The following is a 21194-nucleotide window of genomic DNA, read 5'->3' as shown; positions in this document are numbered from 1 at the left end:
ACACGGATAGGTGTGGCCATACCTGCACAGAGGAGTTTGAAATGGAACAACAGGATCTCAATGTATACCAAGTCTCAACTGAAGACGGGGCACAATTCAGGGTATCAGCTCTAGACTCCGATCAGGCATGCTGGAAAGCAAATCGGTACGCCGCAGAAAACTCCATTCTTTCAAGCCGTGCCACATTGAGCTTGGTACACGATGATGCTTCTTCCCCACACGATCATTTGGGCCAATTCGATCTCGAGGGGTACGCACTCCCCGTCTCGTGGGGCGAGCTTAAAGATCGTGTGTCCTGGGCGCGCAAGGAGGCTGTAAGAAATGCGATTGAGCATTGGGATTATCCCTGCCATCGCTCACGCGGAGTATTTATTACGGCTCGAGATGCAAAAGGAGAGATGTTACTTACCGAAGCTGAGGCATGGTCACTGGCTAGTACACGTAAGCAATTCAAGCAGGATCTGACGAAACTGATGCAAAATAACCCTGAACTTGTGTCGGTGTGGGCAGTTGCCTCGGTAAACAGCGCCAATAATCTAGAGCAGCTGAACGATGACCCAGAACCGCTAACCGGTGGTAAAGAAGTGTTGATCTGGCACCGCGATCACCCGCAGGGCAGCTTGGATATTGTGTTCGAGGATGATCCGCTCGCTCAAACGCAGAGCCGTAGATTTGACGCCAAATTGGGGATGTGATGATAGCGAATACTTCAGATGTACAGGCGATTTACAACGCAGTCATTGCACTCGAAAAAGAACGCCAAGGCCCCTTGGCTTTCGTGATGCACAATCACATTCGAGACAAGTCTGCACTATTCAAGCGTCTACAAGCAGGGTTCCAGCCCTTGATCGTGCCACCGCCACTAGCCCATTCATACCCTTGGTACGAGGTCATTGAAAGCGACGCTGAGCACACTGTGATGGTGGAGGGCCTGGATCAGACAGAGCTCACACCCGGGGATATCTGCATTCACCGGGCGCGCTGGGTCATAGTTAATAAACACTCGGATACCTCATGGGTTGTGACGCACCCTAACTGGCAAGATCTGGGTTTCACATGGCTTCTTGAGTTGAAGCAACTTCCAGCAAACGAAGCCGAGGGCTACATCTACCCGCACCACAACCCATCACAAGTCAGGGCGACTACCCTGAGTGATTTGGAGGCCATTGCGAAATACTTCGTCGATGGAAAACAGCGCAGCCTGCGGGCCGCGGTCTCGCGGAAAGAAAGTGCGGCGCCCGGCAATACAATGGAAGTGAAATCTAATATCCGGACGCGGTTTCTCCACAGAGTTGATGATGAGTTGCTTCGAGATCGCCGCGAAAAGGGTCTATCCGACCTTCTGACAGACCACGAAGCGCAAACGCTGTACGAGCACCATCTTGAGCAGCTAAAGGCGGACGTGTTGCTGGATGACGATGGGAATATCATTTTCAATGAGTGGCGTATGCGGCGTATTTCACCGACGGTTATCTCTGAAAACACATACTTAATGATCAATGAAATGCAGGGCGGCGATAGCAGTGAGTGTGGCGATGAAACTTAAGAAGGGCGCTGAACATTGGCTTATAGGTAAATACTTGATTCACCAAGGCGACAACAGCCGACGCGGGGCTGTAATGAAAGTCGAGAGTATAGAGAATCGATTAGCAGCACGCTGTCCAAAAAGTGTCGAGCTTGTAATTCGGGTTAGACCTGAGCCTGCGTACTGGCCAGAAACAGCGGGCGACTGCGTGAGCAGTATCACGTATGCACTGCGGAATGTACCAGATGGACTGCTCGAAATGGACAAAAACGAAAGGCAGTATTACAACCCCATCTTCGCATTATTCGACGTAGATAAGGGGCAGGTATATACTGTTCAGGACTTGTCGGACGGCATCAGCGATGCTGAGGTTGATCTGCTCGCTTACACAGACAATCAATCAACAATACCGATGAAGCAGCGATAGACTGGGCCTTTAGCAGCAAAGATGGGGAATTCACCACTATCCGTGACTGACCAATGGGATAAGGCTATGAGTTTCGATAGAAAGCAGGCTTCGGTGCAGCATGTAAATCACCTTGCAACCCGGGCAGACGTTGTAAATCAAAATGCCTTTACACATCGCAGGATGCTTTTGGAAGTGTTGCACAGCGCAGATAAGCCCATATCTTTTAAGGCAGCCATCGATGTTTTGATACAGGACTTCGGAGCTGAGGACAAGACAAAACACGTGCGTGCAATGCTGAAATCCAAGTTGTTGCGGGCACTCGCTACACTCTATAGGTACAAGTACATTAATCGGGTATCACAGCACCCAGAAATAAAAAATCCGCTTTACCCCCAAGAATACCTGTGGCACATAACGAGCAAAGGCATTGACAGGCTCGGCCTGTAAAAACAATCCATTCACCGGGGGGTAGAGCATTTGAAAACGGAACGGCACAACATCCACAAGTCAATTCGATTTGATCGTGTACGCATGGAATATGCCTTGAAGTCAGGCCCAGCCATTCGGATTCCGCAGGGACTGTCACGTGAAGAGATGCGTCAGCTCATTATGCGTGCGTCTACAGATAAAACCACACGTAAATGAATTATCACGGAACATAAGTCGGCAACACCCAATAAGCAGACAGGAAGGATAGCACTATGGTCGTTATGATCGTCAACACCGGCACCTTTGAATTCATCGGACTGGGAAACTCTTATGAAGAAGCTGAGAAGGGTATCTACAAGCGCTGGGAACAACACTGTGATATGTTTGAAGGGGTCGATCCAACCCTCATGCGAGAGCTAATTGAAGAGGAAAGCGCTCAGGTAGTTTATTTGGAACCGGGCAATGCCGTGCTGTATGGAATCGATGATTGCTCGGATAAAATGACTGTTGAATCGGAAAATCTGGACCCGCTCGATAACAAAGCTGGACACAGCCCCAGTATGTAATCTTCTGGCCATACTGCAGTCGGGTCTTTTTGAAATGACATCCGCGATATTAAACGGTTTCTTCAGTCTCGGCCTGTAAGACAGCGACGCAAATACCGTGCGGAGCTTCAATTTGATGCCTCAGAAACGCGTAAGGTGGAGACAATCGAGCTTCTGGGTTTTTCGATTCAGGATGTTGTCGCCAATCTTGGGAACCAGTATCCGGCAAGACGGGAGAACGAAATGGACACCTCATCTGATGAGGAGCAAATTGATATTGAATACGGGCTCATGACCGCATGTGACGAATGCCAAATGCCCGGTAGCAACTCTATAGGATACCCCGATTGGCAGCTGCAACCCGATGGCCGCGTGCTTTGTAAAATGTGCGCAGAAGTCCGTTAAACCAGCCTATGCGGTCAGCAGAGCACGGGTCAATACGAGCTTCGGCTTGGGCGCCCTGCTGAAATTGGGTGGGGCGGACTGGCAAAGGGGCGCTGCTTATGCGGAAACGAGAACTTTGAAAAGAAGGCGAGTATGCCGCCTTGCAAGACCCGTAGCACTCTACACTATTACGGACGGTCTACATCATGCCATTACATGACTGGTCAATAACCCCCAACAAGCCGATCGCATTGCTTCTGGCACGCAGAGAGCTCAGCTCGCTGGTCCATGAATCAGTTCTGCTTGAAGGTATAAACTTCACACTGCCTGGAATCCAAACACTGATTGACGGCATTTCTGTTGGCGGGTATACGCTATCGGATCAGCAAGTGGCCATCAACCAAAGTGCAGCCTGGAAATCGTTATTTGAGCGCATCAAGCACGATACTTTCTCTCTCAGCGCTGATACTGCACTCGATCTTCATCGTTGGCCGGGAAGGAGGAGGCATTGATCTGGGGGCAGTTCAGAACGGGGAATGTCACAATAGCGGGGACTGACTACATGCCGCCACCCGCCAATGAGCTAAGTGATCACTTCGATCGGATGATTGAAGAGGCTCAAAACATCAGCGATCCAATTGACCGTGCCAGTTTTGTTTTTCTGACCATGGCTAGGGAGCAATTTTTCTTTGATGTAAAGCGCACAGGTCGACTGATGATGAACGGGATTCTACTTGATGCTGGCTACCCCGTCATTAATGTGCCGGTTGCAAGACAACTCGAATTCAACACGCTAATGTTGGAGTTTTACCCTACTGGGGACGTTGAGCCGATGACGCGCTTTCTTGCCTCATGTATTGATCCAAGGACGGTCAGGATTATCAATGAGACGCAGATACGACCCTCGCTTAGCGAAGCTAACAAGCCAACGCAAGGTCCTTCGATGTGATCACCTGGCTGGCGCCGGGACGAAAGCGCGGAATTGGCTTGAGCGGCATGACATCAACTTTGAGCACCTTGTGGTCAAACATCCGGCGCGTTGTAAGGCCGCTACCTGCGCGCATATAGCAGGTAGCAGGCAGCTTTTCCGTGATCGTGGATGATCATTTCGACAATGTGAGCAGGGCATTGGCCAGTGGGGCCGCTCGTCACGGAGCGCTTATTCAAATGGAGCCGGCCAGGTTGCAAAGGTGATCTTGAAGAGTTGACCAGGGTTACACTGACGTACATCATGTGTGAGCAGCAGCTGCAAGGGTGAAATTAAAAGGAAGCTTATGGAGATTAACCAGGACCGCGGTCTGACGGCCATCCCTGATCATGTTCGCGATGCACTTGGTAAAGATACGCTAGCCCTGCTCGCAACTGATGGGCATGGCATTAGCTTTCCAGAGCCCACGGGATGCCAGTTGCGGGTAGTACGTGAAGGCATCCCGCATGGCGGCTTCTTTGCGTATAACCAATACGGCGGCCCCGAATATGCAATAGAGGCTGCAATTGAAGAATGCCAGCGGTTAAGAAAGAAATATAGAATCACAGGGAATTTAACTAGAGACCACGTTCAGTGGGTAGAATCCTACCGTCGAAGCAGGGGGGGTTACGAATACAGTTACCGAGTTTACATCAAAGTAAATGGCAAGGTTCGTGCAAAATCCTTTGGTTTTGGATCTAAGCTCCCGTCAGCCGATAAGCAGTTGCACGCCTACCGAACGGCACGTTTGTTTTACCACTTCTATGAGCAGTATGGCGATGACATTAACCTATACTGGAGCTGGTTTGATCGTTGGAAAGAGGTGCGCCTGTATTATCCGGAGCAGCCTTGGTTCGATTGGAAGAATACATGAAATTTACTTGCATCCAGTGAACCCTCGGATATTTTCAGATGGGGACGGAGTGGAAACGAAAGTAGAACATAGGCGAAACATGCATCAAACCCAAGTGCGAAATACGTCACACTCGCATAAGTCAGATGTGAAACAACTATGCAACGATATGGATTATCATCTGGCTAATCAATTGACGGGTTAAATTGAAAAGTTGCCGTGCTGGCGCCAGCTCGGAAAGTGCGGCAGGGGGGCATAGGAAGCCGTCAAAGCATTCTATGCCAGAAGGTCATGCTTTATCCTTACGCTTGTCACCAACAATCACACCACGATCATCCAGCGCAGGGATAGATAACGTAAACCGCAAACGCTCACTCAATGCTGAACGATGCTTTCGCATCCGGCCTTTAGCCGCCTCAAGCTCTGCATCATCAATCTGACTTGAGATAGGGAGATGATGGGTCCAGTGCTTTCTTCCGTTAGGCTCTATCTTTTCCAGTTCTTCAATTCGCCCGGTTTGATCCATGCGCTGAACAGACACAGCGATGTCCCAAGATTTAAGATCTGTGATCAGGCGTAAGAATGGCTCATAGCCGGCCAGGCTGGCAAAAGGGTCACCTTCGTTATGCCAGCCGCTCAGATCAAATGTGACCTTGAACGCGGAAGGTTCAGACGACGCCAGCAGTGACGTAGACGTGGCTGCCAGCTCCAGCACCTGCAGATGGGCCAAATCGCCATAGGTATCGCGGTATTCAGCCAGGAATCCGCGATACGCCGAGTGGTTGGTGATCAGCTGAGAAATTTTGGGCGCAGTGCGGGTGCCGTCGATCTTGAGGAAGACAACGCCAGGGTCGTACACAGAATCCAGCAAGGAATTGATTAAGTCACCATCAAGCAGGACGGGCAAGTGCTTTCGCAATTCCCGCTTTAACAGCCCAAAGTAGGTATCGTAGTCGAATGACGATTGGCCACTGCGTTTGGCCTGGTGCTGGAGCTGGTTGAAAGTGTCGTAACCCAAGGGCTTGGCAAAGGCCGCATAGAGCGATTGCCCCTTGATGCGGTGCGCGGTTTGGGCATGGAGTCGTTTGGAAAAACGCTTGGCCAGCCATTTGATATCACGGACGGCTACCGCAGGCACAGGGGTAAAATGAGACATCTGTAATCTCCAATACAGTCATGATGATGGGCGCCGCTCGCATCATCCACTGTGATTACAGGTGATGAACTGGGGTGGTGCGGTTCGGATTTGTTTTCCACGCGGCAGGAGGGACGCCGACACGCCTCGGTATTTAGCTTAACATGAAGTGATTGCGTTGCAAGAGGCCAATGCAACTGGCCGTATTGGGCCATGGCTAGGGTAGCAGTAGAGGAGGGTGTGGAGTGTGTGGAGTGTGTGCTGATCATTCACCCACAGATAACGCACTATGAGATTCGGCATGCGCTACTGGCGCCAGCCATCTCAGGCTGCCACCGATCTGGCACAATCAACCGCCCGCTTGGTAAAGAACCATGCCCTTTCTGGTAAGTAATCTGTTCAAATTGGTAAGGTTTCCCCGCGCCCTGGTAACCTTCAGTGTTGTGCCGGCGCCGGCTGGACACCTCGGAAACTGCGGCAGAAGAACCCTTAACTCAGATATGGTCCAGAGCCTTTTCCACGGTATTCCTCCGTGTAATCCAGATCGTCAGCAGCATCAGGTGCACCAGGCACGGCATGCCGATAGGAATAGTTACGAGCTTCATCGAATTGCCGATACTTTTCGGCAACAGATGCATCCCGCAGGTCACCCTCGACCTGATTTTCATCATCGAGCCCGTCCAGTCCTTTCATAGCCAGCACATTGTCGGCCCACTGGTTGCGATCAATTACGGGTCCGCAAAAGGGCAAAAGGTATCGATCTAAAATGCCGCGTCCCGGTGATTCGATCTCCAGAGTGAGGGCACGAAGGTAGTCGTCCTTATTGGTTGCAGGCCAGTCTATGGAGAATCCAGCCCGATGGGCGAGCTCCATGTGAACAAGCAGCATAGTTCGGCCGTTGCCGTCCAAGAATGGGTGCCCATAAGCGAAAAGCCCCATTATTTCACCTGGCACATCACCCATTCGCTGTTCACGCTGGGCCAGCCGCAACCCTTGATCGATCGCCAAGTGAATAGAGCGAGGTTCACAAAATGTTGTATCAGACTTGGATACCAGCAGATGCGGGGCGGTCATCTGTCTATCTTCACCCGCCCAGGGATAGTAGTTGCCGAACAGCAAGCGGTGAACCTCAAGGAAATGCCCGTACTCAATAACGTCCTGGTCCGCCAGATAGGTCAAAGCGTCTGCCAAGTTGGCTCGAAACAAGTTGTGCTCCATGTGTTTGATAATAACTGGAGCCTTATCCTTGCGTGTATTACGCAGGTAACCCTTCGAATCAAAATCGCCAAACGGATCAAACATGGTATTTCTCAGTTAGATACTGGCCCAGCAGGTCTACCATTTCATTGCCTGTGATAACACCTGATCGCTTGAGAGCAACAGTCAAGTCTTCGATGTCATCAGTAACTACATCATCGTCGGAAAGCCGCGTAATAACCTCGGCTAACGCATCTTCATATGTTGGTTGAAAGGTTATCCCGGAGCGACTCGCTAATGCGAGGATACGAGACTTTGCACTCGAACTGGCAGGCATCATTTTGAAATTCCCTCTAAGGTTGCGATTTCGCTAAGCTGACAAATTGATTTAAGGTCACAGTCATCTGAGTGCTCAATCTCCCAGACATCATACCGATTCTGCATAGATAGCCAGCTGATGGCTGAGGTGCCTGTGGCTGTGGCGATGCGTAGTGCCAGCTCCTTGCCGCAGCTTGCCCGCCCGTTGACGAATAACGATAAGTGTTTGCGCGATACACCCATAGCCTTCGCGGCAGAGGTAACGCTCAGCCCGAGAGGGACTAGGATATCTGCCTTGAACACCGCACCAGGGTGGGTAGGTTTGCGGGATGTACTGCGAGACATAGTGTTTACCTTCAGAGCGTATTTCCTGTGCGCATACTGGTACCTAATGGGTAACATTATAGCACAGGCGTGCGGAGACTAGCGTTCCACGATCAGCTAAAATCACACTACGGAAACTGCGGCAGAGGATAGCAAAGGAGGTGGCCGAAGGTCATGCCATATGCCTGCGCTGGTAGCGAAGCTGCCGGCCGAACAACTGTCGAATGTATCGCCCTGCTGCCTCCAGATCATTCTCGCTGCACCACTTATGCAACCGGAATGGTAAGTCAGGATCAAAGGTTTTCGGGTGCAGTAGGTCAATCAGTGCAGACCCTCGGGGCGTTAGCCCTATGGTTGATTCACTAAGCGGATGAGCGGTACCGCGATCCAGCATTTGCTTGATTATATAGTTCAAGGACATAGGCGAGCCTATACCGATGCGCTGTTCTGGTCTGAACTTGCCGGACCCCGGCCACTTCGCTAATCGATCTGCAAACTCACCGAAGGACACATCGACCTGGGCCTGTCCGAGGATACAGGTCGCCATGAGCTCGTACTTTGAGAGTATTTTGCTGTTGTTCAGCTCCAGTTGCTTCAGTAATTCGCCGAACACCAAGGCGCTGTTGGTAAAGAACCAGTAGTCGAAGAGTCTTTTGACTTTGGCGTAGCTAATGTCTTGTTGGATTGGTGAGTTTGCCCACGGTGCACGTGTGGAGAATGCCTTGTTTAGCGCTTCCGCGGTGAAGCAAACAATCCTAACCACTGTTACTGGTACCGGCATTTCCCCACAAACCCCCAAAGCGGTGACGATCTGGCTGGCACCCCATCCGCCTGTATGATCGGGGTCCACGAGAATCACCACTTCATCGTAAGTCCCGTCGATGCATTTAGAATGCAAGTAGCCGATCAACGCCTCTGGGGTCGGGTATAGGTCGTTTTGGTAGGGCTTAATGTCCCTATCCAGTTCATATAGCCTATACCGATCCCGAGAATTCAGATCAGTGAAGCGATGCATCAGGGACGGTAGGGATGTGAAGGGAATATCGCTAAAAGTACGCGTGTGATCTGGCGCGAATCGCCACCACCCCAGAGACATCGTAAACACAGCGTCCCATTCTGTTACCTTAGAGGCTGGGCTGTGAAAGAAATCGCGGGCGAAGGCTGGCTTTTCAGCCACCAAAAGCTTCCGGGGCATGATACGGCTCCTGTAGTCCAAACATAGTGAATGTCGGTGTCAATGCGCAGCTTGGCTGCGAACATAGGTCAAGCATACCCGTGCAGCCTTGAGTTGAAAAGACACCGGCCCAGATCGAACAACTTTCCGTGTTGTGCTGGCTCCAGCATGAAAGCGCGGAAACTGCGGCAGGGGATGCCCCCAAGTCCACTGTCGACACCCGTGTTGGGCAACCACCTTTGTATGGTGGTTGCCCACAAGAGATCGCTATAAAAAGCGCTTAATTAATCGTGTTACACCCTGCATAAAAGCAACACTGTGGGTTGTATCGTTGGGTTGTGCATTAGCCCCCAGCTCTTGCCGAACTTCATCTGGTGTGCCCGGACAACAAATTACATCAAAGCTATTTCGGAGGAGGGGGATTAATGGGCGCATATCAGCGAGGCCTGCATTACCAATCCCTACGCTCAGTGAGCAGTTGAAACCTCGTGCTTGTGCAATGATCTGTGCAAAGAGCGGATCGTTAATGCAGCCGACCAGATCAGGAATAACGATGTGGAGATGTTCTGGTTGGTTCGCAAGGATCTCATCCCCATCAATGGGCTTCAGCCGACTGCGCAGCGCGATTTTACAAGTGGGCACTATCTTTGAGACCGGCGCGACAACAATGATATTGCCGGCCATAGATTCGAGGTCGCTCTGAACATCGGCATGGTTGATAACAGTGCCGCTCACGCCCAGTTGATCCATGCCAGCAGTGTTGGTGTCCGTTGTAATAACCAGGATTTTGTGCCGGGAAGCTTGGGCGAATTCTACGCGCCGGCTCAGGACCGTTGCAATCCGCTCAGGCGTAGATCCGAAAACCAGCAGGTGCCGCGTGCTTGAAAACTGCAATGACGCTGGGGAATGAATCTCCTCCAATGCCGCCAAAACATAGTGACGGAACGTGAGCGCATCTATGAGCCCTACAGGCAGATCCATAGCCTCCAAAAAACCTTGCGTAAACTGGGCTAACTTGGCCTCGCCATAAAGCGATTCAAATTCACTTTCCGCACGATCATGGCCGTATTGTGCTTTGGCATTCAAATCGCCCCAGTCCCTGTAGCCAATGGCTTTGGCTATGGCAACCTGTACTCGGGTAGAACCGATTTTATTCGGGAGTTGCTGTGTTAGTAGCTCTTTGAACTCTGAAATTAAGGCCTGGTTAGCGCTGATTGGGCGACTCAAGCCCTGTTCCAGTAACGCTTTTAACTCAGGGTTCTCGGAGAAACTGATTCCATCATCACCTAGCTCTGACAGGGCTTCATCATCATGGATCGATGCTTTCATAGCCTTTAAGCGGGTGTTGAGTTCTTTAGCAATCGCATACGAAAGCTGCTTCAGGCGAGGTAGATCAGGTTGAGTAATTACAAGGCGCATACACACTCCTTCTGGCCATATACGGCAAGATTGCTGCTTACTTGCACCGGGCACTGGACTATGTGTGCTCTTCGGCTTCGCGTGTACTCGTTGGAATTAGGTATTGCAGCACCACGGACGTGAGTCGCGCCCTTCCGTTCATGATACCACACCTCACGGACTAACTTTCCGTGATGAGACGGTATCAGCGGAAAAGATCGGAAACTGCGGCAGGTTATCGCATAGCCGGTGCTAAAACACTGACCATTTGCCGTGAGTGTTGTCAGCAAGAGTGACCCAGTGAGGGGAATACAACTTCCAATACAACTCGAATTCTAACAAGGTAATCGTAGCCGGTATAAAGTTCTTCCAGCTTTACAAGGCACGATTTTCCTACTGTTGCACCCAACCTGTTTTTTTGGTTGATGGCAGAGAGGAAAATATAGAGATCGTAACCCGTCAGTTTTTCCATAGCTGATGTAATGATCTCTTGTCTCATTTGTTCGGTTGATACACTGTATAGAATCATCCATCCGGGCATGTATTGCCCCCAATCGTCCTGCTTTAACTTTTCAAAAAAGGCCGCAGCAACATTGGGATCAACATCGTCGCGCAGTATGCTGTTTGATTCTACATAGTTCACTATACCTAGAATCTGTTCTCTAGCTTTATCAACTTCATAGTGTGCTTTCAGCGGTAGAGATCCGATAAGTACCAAGAATACGGCAATAAGGATTTTTCTGGCTATTCTCATGTGAACTCCTAAGCTCGTATTGATGTATTGATTCTTTCGATTATATGGAGGTATTTTACCATAACGGGATAACGCCCATTAGCACATGTCAAAAAAACCGGTACCGGCCTGGCAAAAATCCGGCCCCTTGGTACACAATCATGCCTTTTCTGGTAAGCCCGTGGTGCAGATTGGTAAGGTTTGGCTCCCGCCCTGGTAACTTTCCGTGTTGTGCTGGCGCCAGTATGAAAGCGCGGGAAGTGCAGTAGGGGTGACATTAATCCGCCAGGACTACAGCTCAATCGGGCGGTATGCCAATGCCGCATCTACGATTTCTTCAGCCGTCATAGTCTCGTACCTGGACTCCTGGGGGCCTTCTGGTCCCCAGAATAAGAATCGCTCAAACACCGGGTCAGGCAGGATCTGACGCAGTTTATCCAGCATCTGTTCGTCCTGCGCTTCAGTGTCATACCCTCCTTCTAGGAAGGCTTGGACGATTTCAATGGCTTTATCATGGTGCCTTTCAATTTCGTCCTTTGGAGAGTGGTGCATATCGTGGTTTTAACAACTAGAAGCAATTTTTAAGTGCTGTTCAAACGATGTGACTAAACTCGAATCTTCTATTGAAATCCCATTATATAATGGACTGTAGAATCGGATCATTGCATTTTCTAGACCAAAAAGATACCTGCGAAGCGTAAGCAAACCCTCTGCATGCTCGCAACTCGTTATTGCATTCTCTAACTGTTCCACCTTCCAGACGGGGTATAGAATAAATGCTACACGAGCGTTTGGATGGTTATCTTTAATAACTTTAAGCTTTTGGTGAGTGTTGGTGTTACCTAACCGTTGGGATAGTCTTTTAGACATTCCTACATAAAGTGCCTTATCATCTGAGAATGTAATGTAAACACCAGCACCATCCCGAGCGAAGAGTTCAAGAAACTCACTCTCGCCTTTTAAATCGCTTAATCGGTGAGACATACCTTCTAGGAAGCTAATAGATGGAAAGCGGAATTCAGCAATATCGTCATGGTAGTCAGCCGTATCGCCATGGAAAGCTTTAATTTCTGTAGGACAGGAATGTTTTTCTAGGTCCGATAATAAAATTCCTGGTCTTCCAAGAGCGAGATCTCTAAAGCTATATACGTGCCACCCACCATCATCACCTAAGGCTAATCTGTGCTGATAGAGGTGAAACAGCATAAGCAAAGCTGTCGAGCGCCCATTTTGATCTGTGTCTACATAATAACGCGGGTTGCGTGCTGTATAGCTGTTCTTTCGAATGAGGTGTTTCAAAAACAGCGGATTATCGCGACTGTAGCCATGTAGATGGTGAAATCGGCTCTGTAACGAGCTTATAGCTGCATCGATTGATTCCTCATCCATTTCAATGAAAAAAGTTTCATCGGGCTTACAATGTTCATAAAGCGATAGTTCGTGGCTCCAGAGGAATCTATACACGCCTTTTGCGTAGGGGTGTTGAGGACTTCGCTCTAGAGTGACTTGAAATCTATAGGGACAGTTACTGTTCAGATCACGCTTCGTAATTATCTTCAGTACCAATTCCATTTTTAAACCCAGCCTATTTCTGCTTTAGAATATATTTTCGTCGCTCGTCCAGATACGACTCTAGCATGCGCTTCTCAGCACTATTTATTCTGAATGGCTGTGTGTGATCGTATAGATGGTAGTATTCTATTCTGCCGTCAATCGTCCAAGTATTTGAAATATCGGAGTCACACTGCGGGCAAAATGCACGCTTAGTAAATATAGGCTTCGGCCCAAGGTGCTTTATAATCTCAAAAGCATCCTTGAACCGATTATGTATCTCATCCTCGTAAATATGACGTACAGTTGGGAGCTGAACAGAGCTTTCTAAAGAAATGAATGCCGCGACAATTTCTTCTTCGGTTAGATCTTGTTTCTGAACATGAACAATGGGTTTCTTTTGAGGAATCCAACTAGCAATTTCGTGCATTGTGCAGTCTGAGGTATAGAACCACTTCTTTTCTTCAGGACACCATCGACATCCCAGTTCTTTTGCCAACGCCTTTTGCGAATAAGGGACGTTGAGATATGTTTTACCAGACGCCATCGCCGGCACCCTCCCTCGTTTAATCAAACCCACTGTATTGTACCATGTGCACCACCAGCACATGTTGTGTCTGACATAATCTACTCGCAACACCGTCCAACAACTTTCCGTGAAAGGCCTAGCTGACAGGCCTGCCAGCGCCTATTCTTCACTTATTTGCACTACCTGCGTCATCATGCCATCATTTATTGGATATTTGATGATATAGGGTGGTTGATATATGCCTGCTGTTGTCGTTGAACCACACGACAGAAAACATCTCTTCAAAGTGACTGAGGTCTGTAGTGAAATGCCCGCCAGAGATTTAGCACTGCTGGGCATCTTGTTTGGGTCCCCGATGAAGGTTACTGAAATCGCGCAACTCAAAGTTCGCCATGTTCTGAGCCCCGATGGAGGCTACCTGAAGGAATCTCAAGTACCTGCTGAAATCGCCTTTAACGGACTGGCCCGGCCCTGGTACTGGTCCAGCAAGTTATTATGCGGGTTGCTTGATAGCTACTTCAGAGAGCGCGTTAAGCGCAATCAAGGCCTAACAGCCAACCCATCTGCATTCCGGCAGATGGACCCGGACTCTTCGGTGTTCCTCAACCGGCGCGGGGAGTCTTTCCACCTGACCGCCAGGAAAGACAAAGTGGGTCAGGTTCGATATACCTGCTCTTCTTTGTCGCGCCATTACAGTTCACTGTTTGCCAGTGCGGGTATAGAGGGTGCAACAGCCGAGAGCGGACGGCGCACCTTTGCGGTTACGCTCAGGCGCCAGGGGTACGACATTCCTCATATTCACGCGCTACTTGGCAACCAGAATTTAAAAACGACACGCCGGATGCTCGACAGCGATCCGGTTGATATGGGCAAAATTGCTGCGAGTGCATTTTGATGACTGAGCGGTGCGAACAAACACGAGACATTTTCGGAGACCTTCTGACCCCTGATCAGATCAAGGGCATCCTGAAAGAGAAGGGGTGGACTCAAGTGGCTGTGGCCGAGTATTGGGGTACCAGCAAAGACTACATCAGTGAGCTGGTCACAAACAGAACGGGTAAGCGGAAGCGCTGGCACGACTGTGCGTTCGTGGGACTTCCTAGAAAAAAATAGTGCCATGGCGCTATTATTGCTTGCATATGTAGTGCTATGGCGCTATAAATATACCAAGTGAAGAGACTTGACGGAAAGGGGAGGGCAGTCATGAGAGGCAATCACCTGTTTCTTGGGCGTAATGATTATGTTGAGCCGGCACCGCTCGATGGCCCAGATCTAACCCGGGTACGGGCAGTTGAAATTCAACCTATAGAAGGGAACAAAACTTGGCGAAAGGCCGTCCTGAATGGCCAGCACATCGGTTTCGTCACCAGCAGGATGCACGGCCAGTATTTCCGCACCCAGGACATGGATAGTTGGATGCCAGTGCCATCAGATTGCAATCCGAAGGACCCAGAGCATGCTCAAGCTGTCCTGGGACTGTTAAACCATATTGATAGCTGCGCATAAACGGAAAGAGGGGTAGCATGGTCTCGATAATTATCATCAGCAATTGCGCCCTGTTTTTTGGCGGTAGCACTGCGTGTATCGAACGTCTGCCAATGCCTGCTGATCAAGGGCGCGGTTTAGATAATTAATGGCAAAGGTACAGATAATGGATAAGCGTAAGAATACTCTAGCAGAGATACGCCACACATACGCAGGCCCCTGGCCAAAAGCGCTACTGGCGATCTTATTCGTCATTGCCGGTGGACACCTAATCTCAGTTACCCTCTTTGGCACTGAATTTTTGAGCCTGGCCGGCTTGTTTGGCAATCTTCTTGTAGCGGTCTTGCTCGTAGTGGTCGGCATCCTAGTTAAGCGGAAATACCCAAGCGCTTAAGTTCACGGAAAGGATGGCTACATGGCAATGTCAAAAAGGGAACTAACCGCAGCGCTGAAAAAGATGGCTCGCCTCAGTAGTGAGTTTTGTGAAGTTCAGCAAAAGGTTGCGGAGCATAGCGTGGAAGTTTACGGCTACGAACCGGCGGACCTTGATAACGACGAATTCATAGACAAATGCACAGGGACATCCGGCGTTTGTCGTGGAATGACTGCAGATGAGTTTGATCGATCAATGCGCAAATCATTGAGTCACAAAGGTTTACACCCTCTTGGGCCGGGAGACACGGCTTCGGACCGCAGTACATTAGTGACAACGAAGCCACGGAAAAGCCAGGGGTGAGCTTATGAACTACACTCACGCCAAGGGCAAGGGCCACGGCAAATACAACGGCATGAAACGGGCCGCAGATTGGGTTGGTCATCAAGTAAAGGCCACCCGGCAGATCGAAACAAACGGAGGCAATGCGGTTAGCTCTGGCATGCAAGGTGAGGTCACTGGCGCATTTTCAGGCTTGAACGTCACCTTTGATGTGTGTAACTGCTGCGGTACCAAAACCCATGTGACGAAACTGGATTACGAAGCGGTGGAGCTTTGTGCCAGTGAGTCTCAGCTTACTGAAGACGATTCTTCAATTCCCGATTTCAGTCATCAGCCAGCGGCGCTGGCAATGAGAAACACAATTCAGCCATGTAGCTTCATTCCAATGATTCTGGAGGCCGAATCGATTGAGGCTGTAGAGCATATCTACGGTAGTGTGGATCACCTTTTTGGTTTCGAGTATTCGCCAGTAGTTCATAACGAACAGCAAGAATGGTTGGCCTTCTCAGAGGCGAAGGAATCTCGAATTGCACAGCTTAATAAATAACGGAAAGGGAAGGGAAGGAAATGGCATACCGAGGAATAGATCCGGCAAGAACCTTTGAGAGCGAAGTGCATCCTACTCTACGCCGCCAGTTTCACTGGATCGGGTCAGGCGGCCTGGAAACCGCTTTGTTTGCGGGGAAGGAAATGATGGTCTGCCTGAATGATGATGGCAGAACCTACCAGCTAACCTATCTGGACTTTGCAGATCCTACTGATTACACCTCCATTGAGGATGCCAAAGCTAATGCGCCTGATTTTGCGCGAGCTGTTCTCTTGAGAATGATCGAATATGTGGGTGTGCGGGAGGATGACCACTCGTTACGGGCCTGCTTGGATCGAGGTGGACAGTAACGAAACCACGGAAAGGGTGAACAGAAATGAGATTGCACGATAACATTGCCCGATGGGTACTGATCCACCGGAGGTTCCGTCCCTGGACAGGGGACGACCTGCTTTATATTCACATCAAGCTTGCATATAGCCTCGCTTACAGTGGCGCTTTTCTGGTCTTGCTGGGTCTTGTGCTAGGGATTCCTGTTGAAATGGGGATTTGGCAACCTGCAACCCCTTCTTACAGGCCTATATTTCTTTCAATCTATGCGCTCCCTTTGTCGGCATTTCTAATTCAAAGCTTGCATGTGGTTGCTGACTATAGAGAGAAGCATCATTAAACAACGGAAAGGAGGGAGAGGGTGTTTACTGGGATTATTTGTGCTTTTGCAGCAATTTTGTGCCTGATTTGCGGGGTTTCAGACTGGCGAAAGGGTGAGTCTCAACGCGCCGTTCTCAACGCGGCATTGACCGTTTTCTCAGGCTTTGTATCGGCAGCAAGTTTCACGGGCATCACCATACTTTGAAACAACGGAAAGGGTGCGGAATGCCTTGGAAAGACTCTAAAGCTATGATCTTTATTTGGACCGGCAGCTTAATTTTGGGGGTTGTATACCTTATTGCTTTTCAGCCGGAAGAGCCTGAATTCGCATTTGTCGTCGGCCAAATTACGATGGCTGCTTTTGGTCTGATGAGAGAGCTTCACCTTAAAGCCAAAGGGTAATTTAGAAACCACGGAAAGGATGGGATTCTAATGAGCGAAATTGATTTGGACCAAGCCTTGGCTGTGGGGGCCATGCTTTTAGCGATTATTTTGATGTTTTATTTGGCCATTGGGTTTTTCACTGGTCGAAATCTTAAAACTGGCGCTGAAACCGAGTGGTTGGATGATTTGGCGGCGACTATGATGCCGATTACACAAAGCATCGGCGGATTGGGTATTTTTGCCGCCCTGGTTGCGGTGTTTGCTAAGACCCTTTTCGTGTTGCCAGGAACCGCTGAGCCAGATTTTTGGACAGGTTTCGGCAAAACGGTTGGAATTCTCGCTATCTTGTTTATATCGCCGATGGTGGCGTATGGGGCGGGTCTCATTACTGGCAGCCTGGTGACGAAAGTACCAGCAACCAAGGAGCAGTAGTTTAAATTTGGCCGGATAGCCCGGCCCACTTCCCCAGGCTCTGCGGGTCGGGCTCTGCGGAAGTGAAAACGAAACCACGGAAAGAATTGAGCATGAGCGAAACTTTTATTGTTGGAACCACTGGCGCCCTTATCAGACGCTGAGCAACGCGGTCGCATGTATGAGTGCATAGACATTCAGAGAGCAATCGAGAGTGGACAGCTCAAGACACTTGATGAAGTTCTTGAAGCAGTTCAGCGCCGTGCTGAAAGCATTGACGCCGAGCTTTATGCCTCGAAGGTTACTCCGATTACCGTTACTCAATAACTTAAACGGAAAGGGTTTTATGAAAACGACTGTATTAATCTCCATTGGTCTGCTGGTTTCGGTCCTCGGTTTTCACGAGGGCCACAGCAAATACGGCTTGTTCGAAGGCGCTTTATTATCAATGCTCGGACTGGCGTTTGCTGTCGTGGTTATCCTGATTCGATGTAAACCAGGCGTTTGCGAGTTGCTGGAAAAACCTGTTTCAGCACCTTGGCGTAAGTGACACTAATACTAGAACGGAAAGGATGTGATATGCCTTGGAATCTCGACGTGTTCGAACTCGGAATTATGATGGTGATGTTTGCTTTCCTTGCTTTTTCTCTTCTTTGGGCTAGGGAGAAGGCGCCACGACCAAAACAGCGGAAAGGGGATGTTCACAAATGAAACACCTTGATATCTGGTTCGATGAAGATTTGCTTAACGATTAAATCGGTATCGTGAAATCACGGAAAGAGGGGTGGCATGGTCTCGACAATTATCATCAGAGGCATGGCACTGGCAATTGCGCCCTGTCTTTTGGCGGTAGCACTGTCAGTGGCATCTGGCACCGTTGGGATCTCATACGGTGCATCTGTGAACACTCAGCCAATATTGTGCCGCGCTAAGCAACTTGAATAATTTTTTAAATGGCCTAAAATATAGCTAAGTCTAGCTAAGTTAGGTATGCGCAATGCAAGTGAATATGCACGAAGCCAAGTCCCAGCTTTCGAAGCTCGGAGAGAAAGCCTGGGAGGGTGAAGCAGTGGTGATCGCAAAAGCAGGCAAGCCGTATCTGGATCTTGTGCCGCATAGAGAGAGGGGGGTTGTACGAAAACCTGGCCGCCTGAAAGGCCAGATTGTAGTTTCTGAGGACTTCGATCAGCCCCTGGTCGAGATTATCTCTGCATTTGAGGGTGATGTGTGAAGCGCCTGTTACTCGATATCCATGCGCTCCTATGGTGGCTGTCAGACGATGCTGACTTGGGGGATAAGGCCAAAGAGGCGATTGCTGATCCACGAAATCAGGTGTATGTCAGCGCAGCTTCAATATGGGAGATTTCAATTAAGCGAGCGCTGGGCAAGTTGGAAGCCCCAGAAGATATGAGTTCGATTATTGAGGAGGAGGGGTTTATTCCGCTCTCGATATCGCTTTATCACGGCGATCAAGCAGGTCTTCTTCCGGATCTACACAAAGATCCGTTTGATCGTATGTTGGTTGCGCAAGCTCAATCTGAGGGGCTTGTGATTGTTACACACGACGCCGCCATAACGCAGTATCCAGTGCGTACAATGGCAGCTAAAAAATAACGGAAAGGGGTGAGTATATGCTAACCACCACCAAAGCAGCAGAGCGCCAAGCTGCTTCAGCACTGGTAGAAGGCCGTAACAGCTATATCTCCGATCTTCAGGCTTGGCATAAGCGGCTTCAGGAAAAGCAGGTTGAGTTGGAATCAACTTTCGACTTGAGGAAGGTGAACAAGTGGAGCGTCAATGTCTGGGATGATTATCCTGAGGACGGAACCACCTATGCGTATGTAGAGATGGACGCCGTTCCTGATGTGGTCTGCGTTGACCTGTTGATGCACCTTTTGGCCTACGTTAAAAGCAACAGGGTGATTAACGACTCAGATTGCGCGTTCAGTCTTCGATTTTACGACTCTTCCAGTGTTTATCCTGCCCTGATAGGAAGCAGAGAAGGCGAATACAGCATGTTCAAGCGCTGGGAGATGACCATTACGGGTGCCAACTATGAATCTCTCGACTTGGTTGTGCAGGAGTTGAAAAAAGCACCTGACTTTCAAGGTAAGCCATTCAAAATTTACAGCGAATCATAACAGAACGGAAAGGAGCAACAGATGATTCAGGCGGTCAAACAGGGGCTTCGGCACACATACCCACTACTCATTATTTCAGGGCTTATTACTGGACCATTTGGGCTTCTGGCGGAGCTGCTGGTATTAGCCGCAGTCGGTAATTCCGCGTTTTTGGCGGGGTTTCTTACGCCGGTCATTATGATGAGAAAGCTGAAGGTAAAGGATGCTGTGCTTCTCGGAGTATGGAGCGCAACGGTTGCTTACTTCGCAGTATCCGGCGATGTGGCTGAGGTCTACCTACTTGCAGCCGCACCTCTTTTGCTGTGCTCTATCGGCATCAGCAAATGGTCAGGGCTCACCTTTATAGCGCCGGCTGAGCCGGTTGGTAACTAACCACGGAAAGGAGTGTCCATGAAATATTCAACTGCAAAGCGGTTTGTCCAAGGGTATCGCCGGTCTGTTTCCCAGCGTGGCCAGGATCTGGACCGCTCAAAGCTGCGAAGGGCTCTGCTGCAGTTTGAGGCGGGCCTGAAGCATAACGGTCTCCAGGGCCAACTTTAAACGGAAAGGGAATTTTAAATGTTCTGTACTAAGCGAGCATTAGAGCGACGGGTTACGGCTGCAATTTCCCGAGGCCGGGAAGAGTATGTGTCTGATCTATTGGCCGTAGAGACGGCGAATACGCATTGTTTAAACGGTGGGAATTGACTCTCTCGGGCATTGATTGCCATAGCCTAGAGGTGATCGTAAAGGAGTTAAAGCAAGCTGCCCCGTATATGGGTAAACCTATCAGGGTTTATAGTGAATCCTAAATCACGGAAAGAGAGAGAAGATCGATATGTCAAGACAGAAACTTCCTGACGGCGCTTACGCAGCTCTTGAAGGGCTTAAAGCCCAAGCAGACGCTGCAATGATGATGGTTCCAGGGAAGAACAAGGCCGAAGGTAAAAAAGCGCTTGCGGTGGCCCATGCGAAGATAGCGGCAAACGAAGAGTGGGCTAAAAAAATAGTCAATGCGATCATGATTGGCGATGGGCAAAAAACAGTTGCTACAGCAGATTCCGAATGGCTGGAACGAACCTTTACTGAACATTCTGATTAACGGAAGGCAGCATCGCATCAGCAACTGTTTGCCACTGAAACTACGGAAAGGGAGAACGCAGCATGGTCGCAACAACAATTACCAGGGGTATGGTGCTGGCATTACTACCCAGTTTCCTGGCCGCTGCTCTCATGGTTGCAACAGACGCCGTAACGATCTCAGTCGGATTAGATTATCCGTGTACAGATTTTGCACATGCATTTATGGCTGCTGCCGAACGAACATTGAGTCCAGAGCAGTTTAAAGAACTGGAAATTCAGGCGACGGAAAATCTACTTATTGAATAACACGGAAAAGGTGCGAACGTG

Annotated in this window: 36 protein-coding genes; 26 read left to right on the top strand and 10 right to left on the bottom strand. The window is 49.6% G+C overall.

Going from position 1 to position 21194, the window contains the following annotated elements; genetic code table 11:
• Positions 1–41: 41 nt before the first annotated feature.
• From ACAM29_RS20805 to ACAM29_RS20765, 9 genes are all read left to right on the top strand, one after another.
• Positions 42–695 (top strand): hypothetical protein, encoded by a 654-nt coding sequence (locus ACAM29_RS20805; protein WP_369625497.1) that lies wholly within the window; start codon positions 42–44, stop codon positions 693–695.
• Positions 695–1546, top strand: a complete 852-nt coding sequence (locus tag ACAM29_RS20800) for a hypothetical protein (RefSeq protein ID WP_369625496.1) — start codon at positions 695–697, stop codon at positions 1544–1546. Before ACAM29_RS20805 ends, ACAM29_RS20800 begins: the two co-directional genes overlap by 1 nt.
• Complete coding sequence (locus ACAM29_RS20795; RefSeq protein ID WP_369625495.1) at positions 1536–1952, top strand: hypothetical protein; 417 nt, start codon at positions 1536–1538, stop codon at positions 1950–1952. Before ACAM29_RS20800 ends, ACAM29_RS20795 begins: the two co-directional genes overlap by 11 nt.
• Before the next feature lie 66 nt (positions 1953–2018).
• The gene (locus tag ACAM29_RS20790; RefSeq protein WP_369625494.1) at positions 2019–2381 is read left to right on the top strand and encodes a hypothetical protein; all 363 of its coding nucleotides are present in this window, start codon (positions 2019–2021) and stop codon (positions 2379–2381) included.
• A 30-nt stretch (positions 2382–2411) separates the two neighbouring features.
• The gene (locus tag ACAM29_RS20785) at positions 2412–2579 is read left to right on the top strand and encodes a hypothetical protein (RefSeq protein ID WP_369625493.1); all 168 of its coding nucleotides are present in this window, start codon (positions 2412–2414) and stop codon (positions 2577–2579) included.
• A 56-nt stretch (positions 2580–2635) separates the two neighbouring features.
• Positions 2636–2929 carry a hypothetical protein gene (locus ACAM29_RS20780; protein WP_369625492.1) on the top strand — a complete coding sequence of 98 codons (294 nt, stop codon included), beginning with the start codon at positions 2636–2638 and terminating at the stop codon, positions 2927–2929.
• Positions 2930–3498: 569 nt separating this feature from the next.
• A complete protein-coding gene (locus ACAM29_RS20775) occupies positions 3499–3804 on the top strand; it encodes a hypothetical protein (RefSeq protein ID WP_369625491.1) in 306 nt (101 codons plus the stop codon).
• Entirely contained in the window at positions 3801–4241 is a 441-nt protein-coding gene (locus tag ACAM29_RS20770; protein WP_369625490.1) for a hypothetical protein, read from the top strand. The genes ACAM29_RS20775 and ACAM29_RS20770 overlap by 4 nt, the downstream gene beginning before the upstream one ends.
• Positions 4242–4566: 325 nt before the next feature.
• Entirely contained in the window at positions 4567–5133 is a 567-nt protein-coding gene (locus ACAM29_RS20765; protein ID WP_369625489.1) for a hypothetical protein, read from the top strand.
• Positions 5134–5401: 268 nt separating this feature from the next.
• Here the strand turns inward: ACAM29_RS20765 and ACAM29_RS20760 are convergent, their stop codons facing one another.
• From ACAM29_RS20760 to ACAM29_RS20715, 10 genes are all read right to left on the bottom strand, one after another.
• Positions 5402–6268: a hypothetical protein gene (locus tag ACAM29_RS20760; RefSeq protein WP_369625488.1), complete on the bottom strand. Its 867-nt coding sequence runs from the start codon at positions 6266–6268 to the stop codon at positions 5402–5404.
• A gap of 468 nt (positions 6269–6736) precedes the next feature.
• A complete protein-coding gene (locus tag ACAM29_RS20755) occupies positions 6737–7549 on the bottom strand; it encodes a Fic/DOC family protein (protein WP_369625487.1) in 813 nt (270 codons plus the stop codon).
• Positions 7542–7784 (bottom strand): hypothetical protein, encoded by a 243-nt coding sequence (locus ACAM29_RS20750; protein ID WP_369625486.1) that lies wholly within the window; start codon positions 7782–7784, stop codon positions 7542–7544. The genes ACAM29_RS20755 and ACAM29_RS20750 overlap by 8 nt, the downstream gene beginning before the upstream one ends.
• The gene (locus ACAM29_RS20745) at positions 7781–8107 is read right to left on the bottom strand and encodes a HigA family addiction module antitoxin (RefSeq protein WP_369625485.1); all 327 of its coding nucleotides are present in this window, start codon (positions 8105–8107) and stop codon (positions 7781–7783) included. The genes ACAM29_RS20750 and ACAM29_RS20745 overlap by 4 nt, the downstream gene beginning before the upstream one ends.
• Before the next feature lie 151 nt (positions 8108–8258).
• Entirely contained in the window at positions 8259–9281 is a 1023-nt protein-coding gene (locus tag ACAM29_RS20740) for a hypothetical protein (protein WP_369625484.1), read from the bottom strand.
• Between the two features lie 246 nt (positions 9282–9527).
• Entirely contained in the window at positions 9528–10679 is a 1152-nt protein-coding gene (locus tag ACAM29_RS20735) for a hypothetical protein (RefSeq protein WP_369625483.1), read from the bottom strand.
• A 262-nt stretch (positions 10680–10941) separates the two neighbouring features.
• On the bottom strand, positions 10942–11412 hold the full coding sequence (locus tag ACAM29_RS20730) for a hypothetical protein (RefSeq protein ID WP_369625482.1): 471 nt from the start codon (positions 11410–11412) through the stop codon (positions 10942–10944).
• 270 nt (positions 11413–11682) lie between these two features.
• Positions 11683–11835, bottom strand: a complete 153-nt coding sequence (locus ACAM29_RS20725) for a hypothetical protein (RefSeq protein WP_369625481.1) — start codon at positions 11833–11835, stop codon at positions 11683–11685.
• A gap of 117 nt (positions 11836–11952) precedes the next feature.
• The gene (locus tag ACAM29_RS20720) at positions 11953–12963 is read right to left on the bottom strand and encodes a hypothetical protein (RefSeq protein ID WP_369625480.1); all 1011 of its coding nucleotides are present in this window, start codon (positions 12961–12963) and stop codon (positions 11953–11955) included.
• A gap of 13 nt (positions 12964–12976) precedes the next feature.
• Positions 12977–13489, bottom strand: coding sequence for a DUF5710 domain-containing protein (locus ACAM29_RS20715; protein ID WP_369625479.1), 513 nt, complete (start codon positions 13487–13489; stop codon positions 12977–12979).
• Between the two features lie 220 nt (positions 13490–13709).
• Here ACAM29_RS20715 and ACAM29_RS20710 point away from each other — a divergent pair, with 220 nt between their 5' ends.
• The 17 genes from ACAM29_RS20710 (at position 13710) to ACAM29_RS20630 (ending at position 21173) form a co-directional block, all read left to right on the top strand.
• Positions 13710–14366 carry a hypothetical protein gene (locus ACAM29_RS20710; RefSeq protein WP_369625478.1) on the top strand — a complete coding sequence of 219 codons (657 nt, stop codon included), beginning with the start codon at positions 13710–13712 and terminating at the stop codon, positions 14364–14366.
• Between the two features lie 308 nt (positions 14367–14674).
• On the top strand, positions 14675–14977 hold the full coding sequence (locus tag ACAM29_RS20705; protein ID WP_369625477.1) for a hypothetical protein: 303 nt from the start codon (positions 14675–14677) through the stop codon (positions 14975–14977).
• A gap of 145 nt (positions 14978–15122) precedes the next feature.
• Positions 15123–15350, top strand: coding sequence for a hypothetical protein (locus ACAM29_RS20700; RefSeq protein ID WP_369625476.1), 228 nt, complete (start codon positions 15123–15125; stop codon positions 15348–15350).
• Between the two features lie 21 nt (positions 15351–15371).
• Positions 15372–15692, top strand: a complete 321-nt coding sequence (locus tag ACAM29_RS20695) for a hypothetical protein (RefSeq protein WP_369625475.1) — start codon at positions 15372–15374, stop codon at positions 15690–15692.
• Between the two features lie 4 nt (positions 15693–15696).
• Positions 15697–16218 (top strand): hypothetical protein, encoded by a 522-nt coding sequence (locus ACAM29_RS20690; protein ID WP_369625474.1) that lies wholly within the window; start codon positions 15697–15699, stop codon positions 16216–16218.
• Between the two features lie 20 nt (positions 16219–16238).
• The gene (locus ACAM29_RS20685; RefSeq protein ID WP_369625473.1) at positions 16239–16568 is read left to right on the top strand and encodes a hypothetical protein; all 330 of its coding nucleotides are present in this window, start codon (positions 16239–16241) and stop codon (positions 16566–16568) included.
• Between the two features lie 341 nt (positions 16569–16909).
• Entirely contained in the window at positions 16910–17074 is a 165-nt protein-coding gene (locus ACAM29_RS20680) for a hypothetical protein (protein ID WP_369625472.1), read from the top strand.
• A gap of 20 nt (positions 17075–17094) precedes the next feature.
• Positions 17095–17271: a hypothetical protein gene (locus ACAM29_RS20675; RefSeq protein ID WP_369625471.1), complete on the top strand. Its 177-nt coding sequence runs from the start codon at positions 17095–17097 to the stop codon at positions 17269–17271.
• A 30-nt stretch (positions 17272–17301) separates the two neighbouring features.
• Entirely contained in the window at positions 17302–17685 is a 384-nt protein-coding gene (locus tag ACAM29_RS20670) for a hypothetical protein (RefSeq protein ID WP_369625470.1), read from the top strand.
• 214 nt (positions 17686–17899) lie between these two features.
• Positions 17900–18214: a hypothetical protein gene (locus ACAM29_RS20665; protein WP_369625469.1), complete on the top strand. Its 315-nt coding sequence runs from the start codon at positions 17900–17902 to the stop codon at positions 18212–18214.
• Positions 18215–18661: 447 nt separating this feature from the next.
• Entirely contained in the window at positions 18662–18895 is a 234-nt protein-coding gene (locus tag ACAM29_RS20660; protein ID WP_369625468.1) for a type II toxin-antitoxin system Phd/YefM family antitoxin, read from the top strand.
• Positions 18892–19278 (top strand): type II toxin-antitoxin system VapC family toxin, encoded by a 387-nt coding sequence (locus ACAM29_RS20655; protein ID WP_369625467.1) that lies wholly within the window; start codon positions 18892–18894, stop codon positions 19276–19278. Before ACAM29_RS20660 ends, ACAM29_RS20655 begins: the two co-directional genes overlap by 4 nt.
• A 17-nt stretch (positions 19279–19295) precedes the next feature.
• Positions 19296–19805: a hypothetical protein gene (locus ACAM29_RS20650; protein WP_369625466.1), complete on the top strand. Its 510-nt coding sequence runs from the start codon at positions 19296–19298 to the stop codon at positions 19803–19805.
• A 21-nt stretch (positions 19806–19826) separates the two neighbouring features.
• Entirely contained in the window at positions 19827–20177 is a 351-nt protein-coding gene (locus ACAM29_RS20645; RefSeq protein WP_369625465.1) for a hypothetical protein, read from the top strand.
• 18 nt (positions 20178–20195) lie between these two features.
• On the top strand, positions 20196–20345 hold the full coding sequence (locus tag ACAM29_RS20640; RefSeq protein WP_369625372.1) for a hypothetical protein: 150 nt from the start codon (positions 20196–20198) through the stop codon (positions 20343–20345).
• 277 nt (positions 20346–20622) lie between these two features.
• On the top strand, positions 20623–20886 hold the full coding sequence (locus ACAM29_RS20635) for a hypothetical protein (RefSeq protein ID WP_369625464.1): 264 nt from the start codon (positions 20623–20625) through the stop codon (positions 20884–20886).
• 62 nt (positions 20887–20948) lie between these two features.
• Positions 20949–21173 carry a hypothetical protein gene (locus tag ACAM29_RS20630; protein ID WP_369625463.1) on the top strand — a complete coding sequence of 75 codons (225 nt, stop codon included), beginning with the start codon at positions 20949–20951 and terminating at the stop codon, positions 21171–21173.
• Positions 21174–21194: the final 21 nt, after the last annotated feature.

It is taken from the genome of Marinobacterium sp. BA1 (assembly GCF_041155135.1).
Classification (GTDB): domain Bacteria; phylum Pseudomonadota; class Gammaproteobacteria; order Pseudomonadales; family Balneatricaceae; genus Marinobacterium; species Marinobacterium iners.
This window is presented reverse-complemented; position numbering and strand designations above follow the sequence as displayed.